At 76.0% G+C, this 21557-nt stretch carries 12 protein-coding genes; 3 read left to right on the top strand and 9 right to left on the bottom strand.

Going from position 1 to position 21557, the window contains the following annotated elements; translation table 11 throughout:
• Positions 1–52: 52 nt before the first annotated feature.
• Entirely contained in the window at positions 53–2698 is a 2646-nt protein-coding gene (locus ACQP17_RS13790) for a YfhO family protein (RefSeq protein ID WP_433856542.1), read from the bottom strand.
• 116 nt (positions 2699–2814) lie between these two features.
• Here ACQP17_RS13790 and ACQP17_RS13785 point away from each other — a divergent pair, with 116 nt between their 5' ends.
• Together ACQP17_RS13785 and ACQP17_RS13780 are read left to right on the top strand one after the other, a co-directional pair.
• Positions 2815–4782: a glycosyltransferase family 2 protein gene (locus ACQP17_RS13785; RefSeq protein ID WP_433856541.1), complete on the top strand. Its 1968-nt coding sequence runs from the start codon at positions 2815–2817 to the stop codon at positions 4780–4782.
• 101 nt (positions 4783–4883) lie between these two features.
• On the top strand, positions 4884–5156 hold the full coding sequence (locus tag ACQP17_RS13780; RefSeq protein WP_364880837.1) for a DUF1876 domain-containing protein: 273 nt from the start codon (positions 4884–4886) through the stop codon (positions 5154–5156).
• Positions 5157–5217: 61 nt separating this feature from the next.
• Here ACQP17_RS13780 and galE read toward each other — a convergent pair whose 3' ends face one another.
• From galE to ACQP17_RS13765, 3 genes are all read right to left on the bottom strand, one after another.
• Complete coding sequence (gene galE / locus ACQP17_RS13775; RefSeq protein WP_433856540.1) at positions 5218–6195, bottom strand: UDP-glucose 4-epimerase GalE; 978 nt, start codon at positions 6193–6195, stop codon at positions 5218–5220.
• A 53-nt stretch (positions 6196–6248) separates the two neighbouring features.
• Positions 6249–7895, bottom strand: a complete 1647-nt coding sequence (locus ACQP17_RS13770; RefSeq protein WP_433859904.1) for a glycosyltransferase family 2 protein — start codon at positions 7893–7895, stop codon at positions 6249–6251.
• 264 nt (positions 7896–8159) lie between these two features.
• Positions 8160–11768, bottom strand: a complete 3609-nt coding sequence (locus ACQP17_RS13765; protein ID WP_433856539.1) for a bifunctional glycosyltransferase/CDP-glycerol:glycerophosphate glycerophosphotransferase — start codon at positions 11766–11768, stop codon at positions 8160–8162.
• A gap of 253 nt (positions 11769–12021) precedes the next feature.
• Between ACQP17_RS13765 and ACQP17_RS13760 the strand changes: the two genes are divergently transcribed.
• Complete coding sequence (locus ACQP17_RS13760; RefSeq protein WP_433856538.1) at positions 12022–12708, top strand: class I SAM-dependent methyltransferase; 687 nt, start codon at positions 12022–12024, stop codon at positions 12706–12708.
• A gap of 46 nt (positions 12709–12754) precedes the next feature.
• Here the strand turns inward: ACQP17_RS13760 and ACQP17_RS13755 are convergent, their stop codons facing one another.
• The 5 genes from ACQP17_RS13755 to ACQP17_RS13735 all read right to left on the bottom strand — a co-directional run bounded on the left by ACQP17_RS13755 (position 12755) and on the right by ACQP17_RS13735 (position 21304).
• Positions 12755–13705: a class I SAM-dependent methyltransferase gene (locus ACQP17_RS13755; RefSeq protein ID WP_433856537.1), complete on the bottom strand. Its 951-nt coding sequence runs from the start codon at positions 13703–13705 to the stop codon at positions 12755–12757.
• Between the two features lie 365 nt (positions 13706–14070).
• The gene (locus ACQP17_RS13750; RefSeq protein WP_433856536.1) at positions 14071–14985 is read right to left on the bottom strand and encodes a carbohydrate ABC transporter permease; all 915 of its coding nucleotides are present in this window, start codon (positions 14983–14985) and stop codon (positions 14071–14073) included.
• Positions 14982–16340, bottom strand: a complete 1359-nt coding sequence (locus ACQP17_RS13745; RefSeq protein WP_433856535.1) for a carbohydrate ABC transporter permease — start codon at positions 16338–16340, stop codon at positions 14982–14984. Before ACQP17_RS13745 ends, ACQP17_RS13750 begins: the two co-directional genes overlap by 4 nt.
• Before the next feature lie 45 nt (positions 16341–16385).
• Positions 16386–17756: an ABC transporter substrate-binding protein gene (locus tag ACQP17_RS13740; protein WP_433856534.1), complete on the bottom strand. Its 1371-nt coding sequence runs from the start codon at positions 17754–17756 to the stop codon at positions 16386–16388.
• Positions 17757–17992: 236 nt separating this feature from the next.
• Complete coding sequence (locus tag ACQP17_RS13735) at positions 17993–21304, bottom strand: FHA domain-containing protein (RefSeq protein ID WP_433859903.1); 3312 nt, start codon at positions 21302–21304, stop codon at positions 17993–17995.
• Positions 21305–21557 lie beyond the last annotated feature (253 nt).

Here is a 21557-nt window from a genome sequence, read left to right as displayed (position 1 = left end):
CTTTTCGCCGGGGACAGCGGACGGCGCGGACGCCGTCCCCTGAAGGCTGATTCTACAAATGTGTGGGAATGTCACGATCTGGGCGGCGTGGTGGTGTGACGCGCCGTCGGCCCCGGACCGCCCCGGCCGCGGCCGCCACGGCGAGCACCAGCGCCGCCGCCGCGCTCGCCGCCAGCCCGGCCGTGAGGCCCGGCGGCCGGTAGGAACACGACAGCCGGGAGGCCCCCGAGCCCAGCGGGACGGCCGCCAGACCGGCGAACGGGCGCGGCGCGCGGCGCGGGCCGCCGTCCACCGAACAGCCCCACCCCGCGACCGCCGGAAGCGCCAGCACCGCGCTGCCCCGGCTTCCCGGCCGCAGCCGGGCCGTCAGCCGGTGGCCGCCCGCGGACAGCGCCACCGGGCCCCGGGCGCGCAGCGCGTCCACCGCCGCGGCCAGCCGTTTGCGGGACAGGCAGCCGACGGCGTGCCCGGGGACGCGCTGCGGCCCCCGCCCGGTGAAGCGCACCGCCACCCGGCCGTCCGCGGGCACCCGGCCCAGCGTCCGGACCGGATTGGCGGTGACATCGGCGCTGCCGATCCCCGTGCTGCGCCCGCCCAGCCCGCTGACCCGCCCGGAGAACCACGGCGCCGCCCACACGGCGGTGCTGCCGGGGGTGCAGTGCGCGGTGAAGGTGGTGCCCGGGCCGCTCGGGCCCGCCGCGGGGCGTGCGCCGGGCGGCCCGGCCGGGCGCAGCAGCCAGCCGCCGCGGACGGGCACCGGGGCCGCGCCCGCCGCGGGGGTCAGCGCCGGCACCTGGTAGACCGCCGCGCCCAGCACCCGCTCCTGGCGGGCGAACACGGTCTCCCCGGGGGCCGCGGGCGCCAGGGTGTCGCGGACGGTCAGCAGCGGGGCCGGGTGCGCGCGGTGGGGGACGAAGCGGGTGCGGCGCTGCGGCACCGGGGACAGGAAGCCGCCGACGCCCATGGCCGCCTGACCCGCCGGGTCCTCGAAGCTGAGGGTGTGACGGCCCCTCATGTACCACCCGGCGCCCAGTCCCCGCAGCGTGCGGGCGGTGGCCGCGGGTACGTAGCTGCTGTAGTACGCGCCGCCCTCGCCGCCGAGCAGCAGAGGGTCGTTGTTGGCGAACTCGTGCGGGCCCGGATCGGTGCGCGAGCGGGGCCAGTCGCTGCGGGCGGCCAGCGCGTCCCGGGCCGCCAGCGACGCCCCGGTCAGCGTGATCTTGGGCCGGAACCAAGGGATCCGGTCCCGTGCCACCGTCACCGAGAAGACCGTGTACGCCGAGCCGAGCAGGACGGTGCCGGCCAGCGCGGCGGTGACGGCCCCGCGGGCCCGGCCGCCCGGCAGCGCGCCGAGCGCGGCCAGCGCCAGAAGGGCCGCGGTGCCGCCGCCGGCCACCAGGATCCAGGTGGCGCTGCCGATCGCCCCCTGGTCGCGGCAGAGCCAGGCCAGCGCGGCGACCAGCCCCGCGCCGGCGGCCAGTTCGCCGGGCCGCGGGCGGTGCGCCAGCGCGAGCCAGGAGATCATCACGAGGATCCCGCTGAGCACGAAGGCGGCGCGGTAGGGGCTGCCGTTGGGCAGCGCGAAGCCGTGCCACAGCAGGATCGTCGGCTCCTGGACGAACGACCAGGCGACCGCGGCCGCCAGCGCGTACCAGCCCAGGCGCACCCGCGGCGGAATCGCGCGCACGAACGGGAAGGCGGCCACCAGCAGCAGTCCGGGCACCCCGATGAAGACGTTCGGGGCCACCGCCCCGTCGTGGCCGCCGGGCAGCAGCTGCGACAGCTGGAGGAGGACGGAGGGCCGGCCGGGGTAGGACACCGGGGGAGCCGGCTGGGCGGCACGGCTGGCCCGGAAGGTGACGGTCAGGACGGGCGCGGCGAGCAGGATGCCGGTCAGCGCCATCGAGACGGCGCGGCCCGCCGCCCGCAGCCGGTCGCCGCGCGGCATCCGGGTGGCCGTCAGCAGCCGCAGGCCCAGTACCGGCGCGGTGGCCAGGGTCGCCATCGCCGCCGTGTAGAAGTTGCCCGCCCAGGCGAGGGCGACCAGCAGGCTGCCGGCCACCCAGCGGGTGCGCCGCAGGCACCAGTCCGCGGCGATCCCGGTCAGCGGCAGCGCGACCAGGCCCCACATCCACATCGGGTCGGCGAACCCGTCGTTCAGCACCCAGGCGCACAGCCCGTAGCCGGTCGCCAGCAGCGCCCGCAGCACACCGGAGCCCGGCCGCAGCCGGCCCAGGAGGACGGTCATCAGTGCGGTGCCCAGGCCGATGCTGAGCAGGGTGACCAGGAAGACCGGGAGGTCGGTCAGGGCGCGCGGGAAGAGTCCGACGAGCCAGGAGAACGGGTTCATGAGATAGGTGAAGAAGTCGGCGAGGAAGGGGACGCCGTAGCCGCTGCCCCAGTTGAAGAACAGGTCGCCGCCGGTGGCGCCGTGCAGCAGGTCCCACAGCCGGACGTGGAAGGGCACGAACTGGTTGCCCAGGTCGTTGACGGCACGGGAGCGCGGACCGAAGGGATAGCTGCCGCAGAGGGCGAGCCCGAGGCAGTAGGCGCCCATGGACAGTGCCGCAGCGAGCCCGGGGGCCGTCAGCCGGGTGAGGGTCCGGCGGGCGGCGGTGCGGTGTTCCCCCGCGGGAAGGGGAGGGGCAACCTCCAGGGGCCGGACCGCCTCTTGTGGGGTGGCGGGCGTCGGAGCCACCGGCACTCCTCCACGATCGGCGAACGTTCACCCCACGTTATATGTCTTAATAGTCCCTTTTGCCTGGCTGGGACGCCGGGTCTTTCGAGGGATTGCGGAAATGAACGGAGGGCACGGTGCCCGTTTCTGACGACCTCGCGACCACGGCCCCCACCGGGCCCCACGACGCGGCGCCGACCGTCTCCGTGATCGTGCCGGTGCACAACACCCGGCGCTACCTCGACCGCAGCCTCGGCTCCGTCTTCGCGCAGACGCTGGACCAGCGGCGGATCGAGGTGATCGCGGTCGATGACGGCTCCACCGACGGCAGCGCGGAATGGCTGGCCGAGCAGGCCCGCCGCCGGCCCAACCTCACCGTGCTGCGCCAGGAGGCCTCCGGCGGCGCCGGCCGGCCGCGCAACGCCGGACTGGACCGGGCCACCGGCGACTACGTCTTCTTCCTCGACTCCGACGACCGCCTCGACACCGAGGCGCTGTACTGGCTCACCCGGACGGCCCAGAAAAACGGCTCGGACGTCGTCTACGGCCGGATAGCCGGCGCCGACGGCCGCGCGGCCCCCGTCGACCTGCGCACCACCAGCGAAGAGGTCTCCGTCTTCGACTCCCCGGTCTACTGGTCGCTGGCCGCCTACAAGCTCTTCCGCCGCTCCTTCGTCGAACGGCACCGGCTGCGCTTCGTCGAGGGCCGGCTGCTGGCCGAGGACCTGCCGTTCGGCATCACCGCGCTGCTGCGCGCCGAGGTGGTCTCCGTCTTCGCCGACCGCACCTGCTACTACCTGCACGGACGCGAGGACAACAGCAACGCCACCCGCCAGGACATCGACTGGTGCGAGTACCTCGACTACATCGGCACCGTCCTCGACCGGGTCGCCGACGAGGTCCCGCCCGGCGCCGACCGCGACAAGCTGATGGTCCGGCACTTCCACGGCGAGATACTCATGCCCTTCGGGGCCTCCTACCTCGGCCGCGACGCGGCCGGCCGCCGGGCGATGGCCGCCGCCGCCCGCCCGCTCGTGGCGCGCTACCTCACCGACCGGGTGCGCGCCGCCCTGCCACCCGGCCTGCGGCTGCGCGCCCACTGCCTGCGCGCCGGGCTCGACGACGAGCTGACCGCCGTCGTCCGGGCCGACACCGAGTCCCGGCCCGGCCCGCCGCACCTCGACGACGACGGGCGGCTGTACGCCGGCTACCCCTACTTCCGCGATCCGCGGCGCGCGATCCCCGACGCCTGCTACGACCTCACCGACCGCGTGGCGCTGCGCCAGCGGCTGGACCACCCGCACTGGGTGGGCGGCGTCCTGCACCTGCGGGGCACCGCCACACTCCCCCCGCTCGGCGGCGACGGCGCCGAGCTGCTCCTGCGCCGCGGCGGCACCACCCACCGCGTCCCGGCCCGCTACGAGGACGGCGCCTGGCAGGCCGCCGTCGACCCGGCGACCGCCGCGGACGCCGGGCCGCTGCCCGACGGCACCTGGGGCTTCAAGCTGGCGCTCACCGCGTACGGCACCGGTGGCGCGGGCGGGCCGGCGCTGCGCCGTGAGGCCTGGCTGGTCCCCGAGGACGGGGACGGCGGCCCGGACTTCGCCCCGCGGATCGCCGGCCGCGGGCCGGCGGGCCCCGCCGTCGCGGCGCTGTTCCTCTCCCGGCCGCACGGCCATCTCCACCTCGACCTGGGCCGCGACGGGGCGGGCCGGCCGCTCGGCGCGGATCTGCGCGGCACCGCGGACGCCACCCGCTCCGGCCGCGCCACCCTCACCGCGCACCTCACCCTGCCCGGCTGCCCCGTGGATGCCGAGCTGCGGCTGCTCCTCGTCGACGGGACACGCACGGTGGCCCTGCGCACCACGGCCGTGAGGGAGGCCGGCGACCACTACACCGTGCGCTCCCTGCTGCGCGGCGGGCCCCCGGGCACCTGGCGGGTGGTCCTGCGGGTGACCGCGGGTGCGCTCCGCCGCGAGCTGCCGGTCCGTCCGGCCGGCGCCCCGCCCGGCGCCCAGGAACAGCTGGCCCTCACCGTGCCGCCGGCCGGCACCCGGGCGAGGCTCCGGCGCGCGCTCGGCCGCCTCCGGCGCCTGCGCGGCTGAGCGGGGAGGGGCGGGCGACGGCCCGGCCGTCGCACCGGCACGCCGTGCACGCGCGCGGCGGCGGGCGCACGCTGGAAACAGGGGCTCCGGAGGTGATCGTGATGCTGCAGACCGTTGTCGGATGGCACGTCGAGCTGGAATTCGACGAGGACACCCACCGCACCCGCGCCGCGGCCCTGGTGCGGCTCCCCGACGGGAGCGAGGTCCGGGCCCACGGCCACAGCAGCCGGCACCCCGCCGACTCCCATCAGCCGCGGGTCGGCGAGGAGGTCGCGGGGGCCAGAGCCCTCAACGAGCTGGCGATGAAGCTGCTGACCAAGGCCCACGACGAGATCGACGAGGCGTCCGGCCGGACCTCGCACCCGCTGCACTGAAGCGGCGTGGCCGGGCGGGAGCGTGACGCCCCACCCGGCCGCGGCGGACGGCGGGCGCCGGTCAGGCCCGTGCGTGGTGGTGCTGCCAGCCCGTCCAGGCCGAGGTGATCATGTCGCGGACGTCGTGCCGCGCCTTCCAGCCCAGCTCGCCGGTGATCCGGTCGGCGGCCGCGACCACCCGGGCCGGGTCGCCCGCCCGGCGGGGCGTGACCTCGGCGGTGACGCCGGCGTGGCCGGTGATCTCGGTGATCAGGTCGATCATCTCGCGTACCGAGACGCCCTCGCCGCGGCCGATGTTGAGGGTCAGATCGCGCACCGGGCCGGGCTCGGCGAGCTTGCGGGCGGCCGCCACATGGGCCTCGGCGAGGTCGGCGACATGGATGTAGTCGCGGATGCAGGTGCCGTCGGGGGTGTCGTAGTCGTCACCGAAGATGCGCGGCGGCGCGCCCTCGGTGAGCCGCTCGAAGACCATCGGCACGATGTTGAAGACGCCCGTGTCGGCCAGCTCCGGGGCGGCCGCGCCGGCGACGTTGAAGTACCGCAGGCAGGCGGTGCTGATGCCGTGCGCCCTGCCCACCGCACGGGCCATCCACTCGCCGACGAGCTTGGTCTCGCCGTACGGGTTGATCGGCACGCAGGGGGTGTCCTCGGTGACCAGGTCGACGTCGGGCATGCCGTAGACCGCGGCCGAGGAGGAGAAGACCAGGCGGCCCACGCCGCCCGCGGCCATCGCCTCCAGCAGCGTCTGCAGACCGTGGACGTTCTCGCGGTAGTAGAGCAGCGGCATCTCGACGGACTCGCCGACCTGCTTCTTGGCGGCCAGATGCACGACATCGGTGACGCCGTGGGCGGCGATGGTCTCGTCGAGCAGCGTGCGGTCGAGGGTGGAGCCCACGACCAGCGGGACGCCCTCCGGGATCCGGGCGGACACGCCCGACGTCAGGTCGTCGAGCACGACGACCGTCTCGCCCGCCTGGCGCAGGGCCCGTACGACATGGGAGCCGATGTATCCGGCACCACCCGTGATCAAGTAAGACATAGCGCCAATCCTAGGCTCGGGGTCCGACAGGGAAGAGGAGCGGGCCGCGGCGGTCAGCGGCGCAGCCGCCGGGCGGCGATCCGCCACACGCTGCGCACGCCGGAGGCGACCCGCAGCGACAGCGCCCCGCCGGTCGTCGCGTACGGCTGCACCAGCAGGAAGAGATGCCGCCGGCTGAGCAGCACCCGGCGCCGCAGCCCCGGGCCCTTGGCCCGCAGCGAGGCCCGGAAACCGGCCCCGTTCACGCAGCTGACCTGCGCCATCAGGTCCCAGGGCTCGGGGTCGGCGCCGTTCTCGCCCGGCTCGACCAGGGCGCCGAGGTCCAGCGCGACCTCGGCGGTCCAGCAGGCGTGCGAGCCGGCGGCGGTCGGGGCCGCGCGGGTGAGCGCGGCGGTGTGGACCGGGCCGCGCCGCTCGTCGCGGCGGCGGTGCAGCTCGATGTCGATGCTCTGCGGCCCGGCCGCCGCCAGCCGCCCGTACAGATCGTGTATGCGCAGCCGCAGCACCCCGCGGCCGGTGACACAGGGCTCGGCGTCGATGGTCACCGGCAGCCGGTGCGTCGGCTTGCTGCCGATCGCGTCCAGCTCGACGTCGGGCAGGTCCGGGGACCACACCGCGCGGCCGTCGACCTCCGTGTACGGCGGCAGCAGCCGGCCGGGGCGGGCCGCCAGCTGGGTCAGCCGGTCCAGGTCCCGCGGGGCCGGGGCGGCCACCACGACGCGGGCCAGCCAGCGGGCCGGGGCACGGGCGGCGCGCAGATCGGCCTCCTCGAAGCCGGCCAGGTAGTCGCGGGTCAGGCTCCACCACTCGGCGCGGTAGTCGGCGCCGCGGGTGTGCAGCTCACGGACGTACATCCGCAGGTCGTGGTCGAGGAACTTGGTGCCCGCGGCGTGCGCCAGCGCCTTGAGGCCGGCGTCCTTGAAGATCTGCACGCTGGCGCGGTGGGCCGCGATCCGGGCCTGCCAGTTGGCGACGTCCGTGCGGTCCAGCGAGATCGACTGCTTGGCGGCCGAGCGGCGCACGTGCCAGATGTAGACGCGGTCGGCAATGGTCGCGATCCGCGGGTCGGCCGCCAGCACCCGCGCGGTGAAGACGAAGTCCTCGTAGGTGAAGCGGCCCTCGGGGAAGGTGATGCCGTGCCCGTCCAGGAACGCCCGCGCGTAGAGCTTGTTGACGCAGAGCGTGTCGCGGACCAGCTGGGGGCTGGCCTCGGCGGAGTCGTGCACGGCCGGCTCGCGGTAGAGGGCGGGCTGCCAGGGGACGTCGCGGCGCGCGGGCAGCTCCCGGCGGACGCAGGCGCCGGCCGCGACCGGGGCGTCGTGCTCCAGCGCGGCGGCCAGCAGCGCCGGGACCGCGCCCGGCGGCAGCACGTCATCGCTGTCCAGGAACATCACATAGCGCCCGGTGGCGGCGCGCAGCCCGTCGTTGCGCGGGGTGCCGCAGCCGCCGCTGTTGCGCTCGCGGTGCAGGACGCGCAGCCGCGGTGCGCCGTGGGCGAGGGCGTCCAGGGCGGCGCCGGTCCCGTCGGTGGAGGCGTCGTTCACCGCGATCACTTCGGTGACCGTGTCGCCCTGCGCGAGTGCCGAGCGCACCGCGTCGCAGACGTGGGCGACGTCGTTGAAGGCGATGACGACGATGCTGACCTGCGCGGATGGCGTGATGGTGGGCCCCGCCGGCAGCGGCTCCAGGGCTTCTTTCACAGTCACTGAATCTACATTTCGTGTCGACAGCATCTCGTGGCGCGAGCGGGATCCGAACCCATTTCCGATGGTTCAGAGGGCGAATCCCGTCGAGCGGTTGCACCCGCCGCTCCGCTTTTCCACCGTCTTGCCGTCTTCTTACCCGGCGGAAGTCGGGGCTTGGGGTGTGCAGGGCCCGTAAGAGGACCTGCACATGCTGTAACGACGCGAGCGCCGCACGATGCCGATCCGCACGCCACCACCTTGCGGCGGATCGGCCCGCGCTCACCGCTCCATCAGATCCGCGACCCGGCCCGCGGCCCCGCCGTCGTCCCGGTGGCAGAAGGCCTCCCGGAAATCCGCGTAGGCCTCCGCGCCCGCCGCGGCGATCGCCGTCAAGTCGCGCAGCGCGTCGATCAGTTCACCGGTATCGGTGAGCAGCGGACCCGGCGCCCGCGCCTCGAAGTCGAGGGTGAAGCCGCGCAGGGTGTCGCGGTAGTGCGGCAGATCCGGGGTGAGGAAGAGCATCGGGCGGCCGGTGTTGGCGAAGTCGGCGGCCAGCGAGGAGTAGTCGGTCACCAGCACGTCCGCGGCCAGCAGCAGCTCGGTGGCGTCGGGGTGGGCGGAGACGTCCAGGGCGAAGGGCGCGTGGTGGGCGGGCAGCCGGTCGGCGACCAGCGGATGGCCGCGGACCAGCAGCACGTGGTCGTCCGCCAGCTCCCGCCGCGCCAGGTCCAGGTCGAGCGGCAGGTGCAGCCGGTGGTGTCCGGCGTCGTAGGCCAGGTCGTCGCGCGGGGTCGGCGCGTACAGCACGACCTTCCGGCCGGGCTCGATGCCCAGCCGCGCGCGCACCGCGGCCGCGATCCGGTCGCGGTCGGGCGCGAAGAAGGCGTCGGTGCGCGGCAGCCCGGTCTCCACCAGCCGGCCGGAGTAGCCGAGCGCGGAGCGCAGCACCGGGGTGCTGTGGGCGTTGGGCGACAGCAGCACGCTCCACTGCCGGCTCACCCGCGGCCGCGGCGCCAGATGGGCCAGCCCCGCGCACAGGGTGCCGGTCAGATCGGCGCCGATCCGCTTGAGCGGGGTGCCGTGCCAGGTCTGGATGATGCGCTGGCCGCCGCGCCGGGTGAACCAGCGCGGCAGATGGGTGTTGGTGACCACCCAGCGGCTGTGCGCCAGCGCGCCGTGCCACTCGGCGCTGCCCACGAGCACCGCCCGGGCCGTCTCCGGCACCGCGCTCTGGGCGTCGCGCACCGCCCACAGATGCTCCGCGTCCAGGTCCCGGCGGACCAGCTCCTCGTGCACCGCGCGCGGCGAATCCCCGTACGCGCGGCCGCCGAAGCTGCTGTAGAGGACGGTGTCGCGCAGCGGGCGGGAGCGGTGCAGCGCGTAGTGCTGTTCGCGCAGCATCCGGCGGCGGTAGGGGCCGCGGTCGGTGGCGGGCAGCGCGGGGCCCGCGGTGATCAGGGTCTCGTCGTGCCGGTGCCGGTCGAGGGTGAGCGGCTTGCCGCGGACCGTGCGGCCGGCGGGCAGCCCGTCCAGGACGGTGGGCGCGCAGCGCACCGGGGCGTCCAGCGGGGAGCCGGGCGCGCCCTGTTCGCGCAGGTGCAGCGTCCAGCGGCCCTCGCGCAGCGGCACCGTCCCGGCGAGCGAGGGCAGCGCGCCCAGCGGCAGCGCGCAGTGGAAGCGGCCGTCGTCGTGGGTGGCGGGGAAGGCCAGCTCGGTGGCGTGGGCGGCGTGCTTGAGGACCAGTTCGGTGGCGTGCGGCGCGGCGTCCGGCAGCCGGCCCGCCACCAGCAGGGTGCCGTCCGGACGCCACAGGGCCCGGTCCAGGTACGGCTGCGGGAGGCGGTCGTGCAGTACGAGGTCGCCGGCCGGGGTGGCCGCGACGATCAGCTCGCGGCCGTGCGGCAGCGGACAGGAGAGCGGGGCGAGCCAGGGGTCGCAGGCGATCGGGTCGGTGCCGCCGCCGGGCAGCACCAGCTCGGGCACCCAGCTCTCGGTGTGCGCCGGCGCGATGGCCCGCGGCGCCCCGTCCCGGCTGGGGCGCGCGGCGGCCAGGGCGTCGAGACGGATGCGGAAGGTCAGCCGGCCGGCGGGCGGCGTCGGCCTCGCCCCCGCGGGGTCCGGCTCGCCCGGCGGCTCGGTCTCCACCGGGAACGACACCACCGTGCCGGTCGCCCGGTGGGTCACCCGCAGCGCGACCGGCGGCGGGCCGGGCGCGGTGACGGTCAGGTCCAGGGTCCCGGCCGCCGCCGCGTGCCGGCCGGCCAGCCGCCGGGTGCGGCGGGTCACCGACAGCCGCAGCCGCCCGTCCGCGTACCGGGGCGTGATCCGCACGCCGTCGCCCGCGGTGTCCCCGGCCACCTCATGGGCGCAGGGGGCGGCGCCCGAGCCGGTCTCGGGCGCCGCCAGCGGCGCGGTCCGCAGCACGCCCGCCGAGGTCAGCAGCACCCCGACCGTCCATTCGCCCTCCTCCCAGCGCCCGCCCCTGCGCAGCCGGGCCACATCGAGCCGCACCTCGAAGCCCGACCAGTCGTAACAGTGCTGCTCCTGACCGGACTCGGCGGTCGCGGCCGGCATCAGGACCGGCCGCAGCGGCAGCAGCACCCGCCGCCGCCCGCACGAGAGCACCGCCGTCTTGAGGTAGCTGTGCCGGGCCGGGGCGCCCAGGTTGCGGAGGTAGGCGTAGCCGCGCAGCACCAGCGTGCCGTCCTGCCACGACGCCGCGACGACCCGGGCGCGGACGGGGAAGTCGGCGCGGTCCAGCCGGGTCACGCCGGGCGGCAGCTCCAGCGGCGGCGTCAGCGGCAGTACCGCCCGCTTGCGCAGCGGCGGCCCGGCGACGGTGAACCCGGCCGGGTTGCGGGCCTCGTGGCCGAGCAGGGCGAGCAGCCCGCTCAGCCGTCCGGTGCGGATCAGGTACCAGCGCATCCGCAGCTCCACGGGGAGCGTGCGGAACAGCCGCGGGTCGACGCCGGCGAGGAAGCCGCGGGCGCAGTCCAGGAACGCCGTGCGGAACTCGGGCGTGGCTCCCGGCAGCGCGTCGACCAGGTCGAGCAGCCCGCCGGTGAGCTGCGCGCGGTCGAAGTCGCGCCGGTGGGCGCCGAGCCGGGGGTGCGCCGGGTCGTCGAGGAACCGCCGGATGCCGGCCACCACCGCGAACCGCTCCCGCACGCCCTTGGCATCGGGTCGCCGGTGGCGCTCGGGGCCTTCCGGCAGCCGCCAGTAGCAGACGTGCTCGTGCAGCACGTCGACCGCCTCGGCGAGGAAGTGCGCGCGCAGCGTCACCGCCGCGTCATGGCAGAACTCGCCCTCGGGGAAAGCGAGTTCATGGGCGTCCCAGAAGGTGCGGCGGAAGACCTTGTTGCGGGCGAAGTGGTCCGACAGCAGCGTGAGGTCCTCGCTGATGTGGGTGCGCAGGGCGGTCTCCCGGCCGGCCGCGTGGTGCGCGCACTGGCTGCGGCCCGCCGCGCCGAGCCGGTAGACGTTGCCGGTCGCCAGGTCCGCGCCGGACTTGTCCAGCAGGCCGGTGAGGTCCTCGTAGGCGCGCGGCAGCAGCACGTCGTCGGCGTCGAGAAAAGCCAGGTAGGCGGTGTGCGGATAGGCGTGCCGGGCGCCGGTGTTGCGGGCCGCGCCACAGCCGGGGGCCGGGTCGCTCCCGGGGTGGTGGACGATCCGGAAGCGCGGGTCCCGCTCGGCGAAGCGGCGGGCGAGGGCCGCGGGCGTGCCCGGTGCCGCGCCGTCCCCGCCGCCCGGCGCGGGCGGGCCGTCCACCATCACCACATCCAGCGCGGTCAGCGTCTGCGCCGCGACCGACTCCAGGCACTCCTCCAGATTGCGCTCGGACCCCTCGGTGCGATGAACCGGGACGACGACGGTGAGCCGGGGCTTCATACGTGGACCACGCCTTTCCGGACTGGCGATGCACAAGACCGGTCCGTTCAACTCGCCCGGGGCGGCACGGTCACCGGATCTGCGCTGAAAGGGTGAGAGCCGCCGCCGCCGGAGCCCGCTCCCCGGCGGCGTTCGGTGCCCGGCGGTCGGCGCGCCGTAGTGCCGGGCCGGGTCCGATGCCGTAGACCCGTTGCACAGCCCGCCGGCGCTCCGTGCGCCCGATTCCTCCTGCAGGGAAGGTGACCGCGACCCGATGCCCGGCCGAACCGACAGCTCCGCCGCCACCGACAGCCTCGACACCGGGCCGCCCGGCAGCGCCCCCCGGTCCGCGCGCCCCGTCCGCCCCGCCGGCACCGCGCCGTCCGCCTCCACCGCGCGGCTGCCGGCCGACCCGGAGCCCGGCGGACCGGCCCGGCCGCGCTCCGCCCGGTCCCCGTTCCGCACCCAGCTGCGGCGGATCGGCGGCGGGCGGGTGCTGGAGATCGGCTGCGGGGACGGCGCCACCCTCGCCCGCTGTGCACCCGGCAGCGTCGGCGTGGACCACGACCCGCGGTCCGTGGAGCGCTGCCGGGCCCGCGGGCTGACCGCCTATACGGCCGACGCGTTCCTGGCGAGCCCGCACGCCCGGCCCGGCGCCTTCGACGCGCTGCTGACCGCGCACGTCCTGGAGCATCTGGACGACGAGCAGGTGGAGAGCCTGCTGCGGGCCTATGTCGGCTATGTACGGCCGGGCGGCGGGGTGCTGCTGATCACCGCGCAGGAGGCCGGGCACCGGGCCGGCCCCACCCCGGTGCGCTTCACCGACTTCGCGCTGCTGCGGGCGTTCGCCGCCTCCGCGGGCCTGGCGGTGCGGCGGACGTACTCCCATCCGCTGCCGCGTCCGGCCGGGATGCTGCTGCGCTCCAACGTGTTCGTCCTGGTCGGGCAGGTGCCGCGGTAGCGCGGACCGGGGCGGGAGCGTGCGGCCCCGGCCCGCGCCCGGCGCCTCAGTGCCCGCGGGCCCGCCGGCGGGCCCGCGCCAGGGCACGGGTGACGACCGGCGGCAGCACGTCCCGGGCCACCCGGCGCACGGCGGGGCGCAGCGCGGCCGGCCGGCGCGGGGCCGGGCGGTCCGCGGCCGCCGCCGGGGACGGGGCCGCCGTCCGCCGCACGCCGCCCGCGCCGGCCGGCCGGTGCCGGGAGACGGGCTGGGCCGGTTCCCCGGCGCCCTTGGCGCTCAGCCGGATCAGCGGGGCGTCGTTGACGTACTGCACCTCGTGCCAGATGTCGCCGCGGGCCGCGATCCACTCCAGCAGCGCCTGCTGGAGCGGCTCGGGGTCGCCCCAGGTCCCGTAGAACTTGGTGCCGGTGAGGCAGATCGGGCGCAGCCCCTCGTTCGCGACGGCCTGCCAGGTGGCTGCGGCCACCCCGGGGCAGTGCTCGGCGCGGTAGTCGTCCAGCACCACGACGCCGTGCGCGGTGAGCAGCGTGCGCACCGCGAGGATGTCGCCGTGCACGTGCGCGTGGAGATGCGAGGCGTCGATGTGGGCGAAGCGCACCGAGCCCTCCTCGACATGGTCGGTGACGACCGAGCTGAGGCCCTGCACGATGCTGGGCAACTCCTCGTGAAAGGCACGGTAGTTGGCCTCGAAGGCGCGCCGGGTCAGCGTGGCGTAGGACTTCTTCGTCTCCCGGGAGTTGGAGGCGTCCTCGGCGGGGGAGTCGAAGAGGTCGCAGACCGTGAAGCGCTCGCCGGCCCGCAGCCGCGCTCCCAGGAAGATCGCGCTCTTGCCCATGTACGCGCCCAGTTCGAGCAGGTCCCCCGGCTCGGACCGCTCCTGCTGGTGTGCCAGGAACCAGTCGAACATCAGCTGGTCGGCGGTGAAAAACCAGCCCTTGACCTCGGACAACCGGGTGGGGCGGGGGAGTGCGGCGCTCTCTGCGAGGGGGGCAGTCATATGCGGTCCGTCTCCAGACGGTCGGGAACGTGGGACGAAAGACGACGCGTGGGTGCGGGGGGTTCGCGCGGTATGTTCCGGCGCGGTCGGCCGTGGATGTGCCGGGGCTGCTCGGTGCTGCCTGTCGTGGTCGGTGGCTCTGCGGTCCGGGGCGCACCCGGTGTCGCGGCCCGCTGCGCACGGGCGCGGCCCTGCCGGGCCGGGAAAGGGCGCCACTGCTCGGTTCGAGAGTCGTTTCGAGCGCCGCTCAGGCAGTCTCCATGACGGAGCCGGGTCGCACCATGCGCTTCACGGGACCCGCATCGTAGGGGGAGGAAAATGAACAGCAGGTGGCGTGCGGCCCCGCACCCCGTCGCCGCGCGGTCTCATTTCACCGCGCCGGCCATCACCCCGGAGACGAACTGGCGCTGGAAGGCGAAGAAGACGATCAGCGGTACCACCATCGACAGGAACGCCCCGGGCGCCAGCACATCGATGTTGTTGCCGAACTGCCGCACCTCCTGCTGCAGCGCCACGGTGATCGGCGGATGGCCGCTGTCCGCGAAGATCAGCGCGACCAGCATGTCGTTCCACACCCACAGGAACTGGAAGATCCCCAGCGAGGCGATCGCCGGACCGCCCAGCGGCAGCACCACACGGGTGAACAGCCGCAGCTCGCCCGCCCCGTCCAGCCGGGCCGCCTCCAGCAGCTCGCGCGGGATCTCGGCGAAGAAGTTCCGCAGCAGGAACACCGCGAACGGCAGCCCGAAGGCCGTGTGGAAGAGGATCACGCCGGCCGTCGTCTCGAAGAGCCCCACCGCGCCGAACAGCTTCGCCACCGGGATCAGCGCCACCTGCACCGGCACCACCAGCAGCCCGACGACCACCATGAACCAGCCGTCGCGGCCGGGGAAGTCGAGCCAGGCGAAGGCGTAGCCCGCCAGCGACCCGATGACGACGACCAGCAGCGTGGCCGGCACCGTGATCGCCGCCGTGGTCAGCAGCGACCCCGTGACCTTGCCGTCGGACAGCAGCCGGCCGTAGTTGTCCCAGGTGATCTGGGCCGGCTCGGTCAGGACCTGCCACCAGCCGGACGAGGCGATGTGCTGCGGGCTGCGCAGCGAGGACAGCAGCAGCCCCACCGAGGGCATCAGCCAGAACAGCGCGACCAGCACCAGGAAGATCCGCAGCGCACCGCCGCCGGCCCGCGCCGCGATCCGGGCCGTCAGCGGCCGCCGGGCGCGTCGCGTGCCGGCCGCCCGGGGCCGCTCGGCCGGCACGGTGTGCTCCACGGTCGTCATCGGCGACGCTCGTTTTGGATGCGCCGGAGATTGACGTACATCACCGGCAGCACGAGCAGCAGCAGGAAGACGGCGATCGCGCTGCCCAGCCCCTCGTCGACATCCGTGCCGAACGAGGACTGGAAGAGCTGGAGCGCCAGCACATTGGCGGACCGGAGGCTGGAGCCCGGCGCGATGATGTAGACCAGATCGAAGATCTTCAGCACGTTGATCATGAGGGTGACCAGCACGACCACCAGGACCGGGGCCAGCAGCGGCACCGTGATCCGGCGGAAGACCTGCCACTCCCCGGCGCCGTCCACCCGCGCCGCCTCCAGCAGCTCGCGGGGTACGCCCGCCAGCCCCGCCGCGATCAGCACCATCGCGAAGCCGGCCCACATCCAGACGTAGGAGCCGATGATGGCGGGGGTGACCAGCGCCGGGCCGAGCCAGTCGACGCCGCGGTAGGCCTCGGCGAAGTCGGCCGCGGGCAGCCGGAGCCGGGCGCCCGCGGCCCGGTCGCCGGGCAGCGCGAAGGTGCCGTCGGCCGCCGTCGTCGCCGAGGCGACCACCCGGCCGTCCCTGACCGCCTCGATCCGCAGCCCGGCCAGCGCCTTCTCGCCGCGGTCGAGGACGTCCGGGCGGCCGCCGCCCCCGCGGGTGAAGTCCAGCCACACGGTGCCGGTGACCGTGCCCGGCCGGGCGGCGGCCTGGGCCGCGGGCCGCGCGCCGCGCAGATCGTCCGGCCGGACGGCGATCAGCGCAAGCCGCACCGGCGATCCCGCCCGGACGGCCGCGCGGGTGGTGAACGCCCCGCCGCCGGACGGCGCGAGGGCGGCCCGGGGCCGCGGCCGGGCCCCGGGGAACGGCGCCGGGTCGGCGAACGTGTCATGGACGGCCACCCACACCGCGTTGGCGACCCCGCGCTGCGGATCCTGGTCGTAGACCAGCCGGAAGATGATGCCGGCCGCCAGCATCGAGATCGCCATCGGCATGAACACGACCAGCTTGAAGGCGGTGCCCCAGCGGATCCGCTCGGTCAGCACCGCGAAGACCAGCCCCAGCGCGGTCGAGACCGCCGGCGCCACCACGACCCACACGACGGTGTTCCTCAGCGCGGTACGGATGCCGTCGTCGGAGAACATCCCGCCGTAGTTGTCCAGCCCCACGAAGCCCGTGCCGGCGGCGTCGAACAGACTGCGGTAAACGGAGAAGACGATGGGGTAGCCGACCAGCGCCCCGAGCAGCAGCAGCGCCGGCAGCAGGAACGCCGCGGCGAGCCGGCGGCGGCTGCCCGGGGCCCGGCGCCGGCCGCCCCCGCCCCGCGGCCCGCGGCCGCGGCTCTCCCCGGTCTCGCTGACCTGTACGGCGCTCATCGTGACGGTCCCCCGGTCCCGGTCGAGACGGACGGTGGCGGGTGCTCAGTGCCCGAACGACGCGGCGGCGTCCTTCTCCAGCCGTGCCTGGATGCCCGCGACGTCCCCGGGGTCCTTCAGGAAGTCCTGGAGGTCCTTCCACTCGCCCTGGCCGGGTTTGCCGCCGAAGGAGGCGGGCGCCTGGTCGGACATGTCGAAGCGGAAGTCGTCGCCCGCCGCGATCAGCGCCCCGGCGATCGTGCGCAGCACGCCGTTGGCGTACGCCGCCCGGTCGAGCGCCTTGTTGGGCGAGAGGAAACCGCCGGCCCGGGCCCAGATCTTGGCGGCGTCCGTCGAGGCCAGGAACGTCAGCAGCGCCTGCGAGGCCCTGGTGTTCTTGAGGGCCACCGCCACGTCGCCGCCGGTCACCACCGGGGACCTCGGGCCCACCGCGGGGAACGGGAAGACCTTGGCGTCCGTGCCGATCTTCGCCTTGGTCTGGCTGATGTTGGCGGCGGCGAAGTCGGCCGAGGAGACCATCGCGGCCTTGGGGGTGTCGCCGCCGCCGAAGGTCTGGGTCACCGAGGTCGGGAAATCCGTCTGCAGGGCGCCGGAGGTACCGCCGGCGAGCAGGTCCCGGTGGCCGAAGAGCCCGCCGAGCGTGGTCAGCGCCCGCTTGACGGACGGGTCGGTCCACTTGAGGTCGTGCCGCGCGAGCCGGTCGTACTTCCCGGGCCCCGCCTGGGAGAGGTAGATGTTCTCGAACCAGTCGGTCAGCGTCCAGCCGTCCGCGCCGCCCACCGAGACCGGCGCGACGCCCGACTCGGAGAGCGTCCGCGCCGTCGTGAGGAACTCCGGCCAGGTCTTCGGCACCTTGGCGCCGGCATTGTCGAACGCCCGGGCGTTGTACCAGACCAGTGACTTGTTGCTGGCCTTGAAGTACACGCCGTACGGCGTGCCCTGGTGGGAGCCGAGGTCCCGCCAGCCCTTGGAGTAGTTCTTGGCGAGCTGCGCCCTGGCGTCCGCGCCGAGCGGCTTGAGCCAGCCCTTGCGCGCGAACTCGTGCAGCACGCCGACCTGTTGGAGCATCGCGATGTCCGGCGGCCCGCCACCGGCGATCTTGGAGCCGACGAACCCGGCCATGTCGTCGCCGCTGGGCACGAAGTCGACCGTGGCGCCGGTGCGCTTTTCGAACTCGTCCAGCACCTTGACGAAGTTCTCCCGCTCCGGCCCCGTCCAGACCGCGGTCACCTGCAGCTTCTGGCCCGCGAGATGCGGCAGGCGCACGGTGGGGGCGGTGCCGCCGCCCTTGCCGCCGCCGTCCGCGTGGTCCGTGCCGCCGCTGCCGCCACAGGCGCCCAGCGCCAGGGCGAGCGCCGCGGTGGCCGCCACCACGGTCGTGGTGCGAAGCGCCGTCCGGTCGAGTCGTCTGCGCATCCCCGTAGCCCCTTGTCGCTGCGCCTGCCGTGCCGGGTGCGAAGGGAGAGCCGTGCCACGTCGTGCCGCGGCGCCCCTGCCGTGCCGTTCGCGTCGTGCGGTGCGGTGCGGTTGCGCTGCGCCTCGTCGTGCGGGTCGGTGTGCGACAGTCCTACGCCCCGGCCACCGGGTCCGCAATACCGCCTGCCGCCTCAACTGACCTTTCGTGACGGTGCTGTGACGGGCGGCAGCCGGCTTCAGAGCAGGGGTGGGGCGGCTGTGGCGCCCGAGGACTGAGCGGCCCGCTGGAGCGCACTGGCCAGCAGCGCCAGGTCGGTGGGGCCGTTGCCCAGCTCGCGCAGCGGCCGCCGGGCCGGAGGGTCGCCCATCCGCGCCCACTCCAGGGGGACGACCGTCGGCCGGAGGGTGGACGTCCGGGGTATCCGCCCGGTCACCCGGCCCGCCTGGAACGGGGTCGAGGAGCCGTCCGCCGTGCGGTACAGCCGGCCGCGGCCCGGGGGCTCCGGCTCGGACGCGCCGGCGGCGGCGCCCAACCGCACCCGCAGACCGGCCCGTTCACTCGCGGCGGTCTCGGCCGTACGGTCCGGATGGCCACTCGCGGCTATCAGATGGACCCCGAGCGCCGCGCCCTCCCGGGCCACCGCCTCCAGGGCCCGCACCACGGAACCGGCGGCCGGCCGGCCCATGCTGCCCAGCGCCGGCGCCACCAGCGCGTCGAAGTCGTCGACCAGCACGAAAAGCCGCGGCATCGGCACCACCGGCTCCGCGCCCTCGGCGGCCCCGCCGCGGGCGCGCAGCCGCAGCGTCCCGGTCGTCGACGGATCCTGGTCGCCGCCCGCCGGGCCGCCGGCGCCCTCGGACGTCCGCCGCGGGGCGACGATCCGCGGCGCCGGCAGATGCCTGCCGCGCCACTCGGCGAACGGGGTGCCGTCGAGTTTTTCCGCGCGCCGCTTCAGCTCCGAGGACAGCGCCTGGGCGAACTCCCGCATCCGCAGCGGCTCCGAGGCCGCCAGATACGTCGTGACGTGCGGCAGGTCCGTGCACACCCGCAGCCCCTCGCCGCGCTCGCCGCCCCCGCCGTCCACCAGCACCAGCGACAGCAGATCGGGACGGTCGGCGGCGGCCAGCGAGGCGGCCAGCGCGCGCAGCAGCTCGGTCTTGCCGGTGGCCGCCGCGCCCTCCAGGAACAGATGCGCACCGTCGGCGGCGAGGTCGGCGCACAGCGGACCGTGCGGACCGGCGCCGAGCACCGCGGCGGCGCCCGCCCGGTCGCCGTCCAGAGCGGCGGCCCAACGGGCCATCAGGGACGCCGGGGTGGCGCGGGCCAGCCCCAGCTCGTCCAGCAGCCGCGCCGCGTCCGGCAGCGGGACGGCCGGGCGGGGGACCGTGCCGCCGGCCGGCGCGTCGGCCTCGCGCAGCGGCGCCAGCGCCCGCGCGAACCGCTCGGCCCAGGCGACGGAGACCGCGTCCACCGTCGCGACCGTGCCCTGCGGGCCGGAGCCCGGCTGGACGACGCGCAGCGCCGTGGCGACATCGCCGCTGAGCACCGCGACCGCCCCGCACTCCCCGAAGGCGGGTGACGCGGCCCGGGCCGCCTCGTACGTCGCGGACAGCGGGAAGGAAGGGGAGGAGGCCGGCGTCTCGGCCAGGCACAGCAGATGGATACCGGCCGCCGGACCGCCCGCCGCGAGCCGCGCCGTGGTCTCGCGCAGCGCGGCGGAGCCGGGGTCCCCGTCCACGATCACCAGGGTGTACGGCCCCCGGTGGCGGGCCGCGGTGGCCGCGATCTCCGCGGGCTCGGCGTCCGCCCAGCCGGGGCCCGGCGGGCCGTCGTCGAGCCGGCGCACCAGCTCGGAGGTACGGGCCGCGGCCTGCTCCTTGTCGTAGGCGAGCAGCAGCCGGCAGTCCTGGCCGTGCGCGGGGCGGATCTGCGGCAGCCAGCCGAGCCAGGACCATTCGGCCACCCGCTCCTCGACGGGGCGCGCCCGGTCCGCGCTGATCAGCACGAGGTCGAGGGTGCCGGGGGAGTGCAGCGCGGCGAGCTGGGCGAGGGCGCAGCGGGCCAGCCCGGTCAGCCGGGCCCGCGGGCCGGCCAGGCCCAGCGAGCCGGCCCGGCGCAGCCCGACGGTCACCGGCACCGCGGCCCGGCCGCCGCCGCGGGCGGCCGTGCCCAGCCGCACGGTGAGCGCGTCGGGGTGGTCCGGGCCGCGCTCCCAGAGCCGGGGGCCCGGGCCCAGGGCGGTGAGCAGCACCGCGGCGGCATCCGGCCAGCGCTCGTCCGCGGCCGGCCCGGAGAGCGCCTCCGCCGCCCCGGCCTCGTCGGCGTCGTCCGCGGGGACCGCCTGCGGGCCGCCGGCCGGCGGATACACCACCGGGAGGGTCTCCGGCCGCTCGACGGCGGGCCGGCCGCCGGCCAGCCGCCGCGCCCAGGCGCCGAGCCCGCCCCGCCGCGCGCCCTTGCGGGCGGCCTCGCCGGGCGGCGCGAGCGCCTGCTGCCCGCCGTGCGTGGGGTCCTGCCCGCCGCCGGGGAAGGTGTCGCCGCGCTCCCGGGCGCCGAAGCCGGCGGGCCCGGAGGCGCCGGCGGCCCCCTCGGGGGCGCGGTCGTAGACATGGCCGCCGGAGAGGTCCGGGAAGCCTTCCTCCGCCGGAGCGCGCCGGGGCGCCGGGTCCGGCGCGCCCTGCCACGGCGGGGCGGCGCCGGTCGGGGTGCCGCGCAGCGGGGTGTCCCGCCGCCCCGTGGCGCCCGCCGCCGGGCGGCCGTACCCGGCTCCCGCATAGGCACCCCCGGCCGCGGCGGTGGCGCCGTGCGGACCGGCCGCCGCGCCGTGGCCGGCCCCGCTCCCGCCGGCCGCCGGCCGCCCCGCGCAAGCGCGCGCGCCGGCCGCCCCCGGGCTGATCCGCAGCTGCCCCTCGCCGTCCGGCGCGGTCGCCAGGGCCGGGTCCGGGGCGCCGGGCGCGGACTGCAGGCGCAGCGCGGACTCGCCGATCCGCAGCAGCGCGCCGGGCCGCAGCGGGGCGGGCCGCTCGCCGAGGGCGGTGCCGTCCACGGCCGTGCCGTTGGTGGAGTGCAGGTCGGCCACGGTCACCGCGCCGTCGGGGCCGACCGTCACGGCGCAGTGCAGCCGGGAGACATCGGGGTCGTCGAGCGGGACGTCGGCGTCGGCGGAGCGGCCGATGCGGATCTGGCCGCCGTGCAGCAGGTGCACCCCGCCGGCATCGGGGCCGGAGACGACGCGCAGCCGCGCCGAATCGTGCGGCAGGCCGTGTGCGGGGGAGGGGCCCGGGTTCTGGAGGGAGAGCACCGCGCCGTCGATCAGCGGGGGCTCGCCGAGCGCAGCGCGCTGCGGATCGAGCCGCTCGGACCCGGCGTAGAGGACGACCGGGGCGCCGCTGGCGCCGCCGACATCGGCGCCCGAGCCCGCCACGGAGGCCGCGAGCGAGCCGGCCACCGCCGCCAGCGCGGTCCCGGCGGGGGCCGTCACGAGCACGTCGCAGGCCCGGGTGGTGTGGCCGCTGCGCGGCCCGAGGACGGTCAGCCGGATCTGCATCGCCGTCAACGGTCCCTTCTGCCGGGATCCGCAGGGGGACCGCTCCTCCCCCCGCCGCACCCGGGCACGTCGGCACGGACAAGTCCCAAGTGCACGTCGCGACACGGACCGCCGCCCCCACCGCATCGTGCTGGGAGCATCCTCGCACCTGGCACTGACAACACGCCCGCCGACCGCCGTTCAGTGATCTTGATTGGTCTTCTAAGGGCGAAAAAGTGCCTGCTTGCGTGCCGTGCCCGGCCGGAATTCGACC

Source organism: Streptomyces kronopolitis (genome assembly GCF_050953795.1).
In the GTDB taxonomy this organism is placed as follows: domain Bacteria; phylum Actinomycetota; class Actinomycetes; order Streptomycetales; family Streptomycetaceae; genus Streptomyces; species Streptomyces kronopolitis_A.
Note: the sequence above shows the minus strand (reverse complement) of the source record. Positions and strands in the feature narration are given on the sequence as shown.

Coding starts and splice junctions, on each gene's coding strand:
- galE (WP_433856540.1), bottom strand. CDS start 6,195: ATGTCTTACTTGATCACGGGTGGTGCCGGATACATCGGCTCCCATGTC.
- ACQP17_RS13765 (WP_433856539.1), bottom strand. CDS start 11,768: ATGAAGCCCCGGCTCACCGTCGTCGTCCCGGTTCATCGCACCGAGGGG.
- ACQP17_RS13735 (WP_433859903.1), bottom strand. CDS start 21,304: ATGCAGATCCGGCTGACCGTCCTCGGGCCGCGCAGCGGCCACACCACC.
- ACQP17_RS13750 (WP_433856536.1), bottom strand. CDS start 14,985: ATGACGACCGTGGAGCACACCGTGCCGGCCGAGCGGCCCCGGGCGGCC.
- ACQP17_RS13780 (WP_364880837.1), top strand. CDS start 4,884: ATGCTGCAGACCGTTGTCGGATGGCACGTCGAGCTGGAATTCGACGAG.
- ACQP17_RS13745 (WP_433856535.1), bottom strand. CDS start 16,340: ATGAGCGCCGTACAGGTCAGCGAGACCGGGGAGAGCCGCGGCCGCGGG.
- ACQP17_RS13760 (WP_433856538.1), top strand. CDS start 12,022: ATGCCCGGCCGAACCGACAGCTCCGCCGCCACCGACAGCCTCGACACC.
- ACQP17_RS13740 (WP_433856534.1), bottom strand. CDS start 17,756: ATGCGCAGACGACTCGACCGGACGGCGCTTCGCACCACGACCGTGGTG.
- ACQP17_RS13755 (WP_433856537.1), bottom strand. CDS start 13,705: ATGACTGCCCCCCTCGCAGAGAGCGCCGCACTCCCCCGCCCCACCCGG.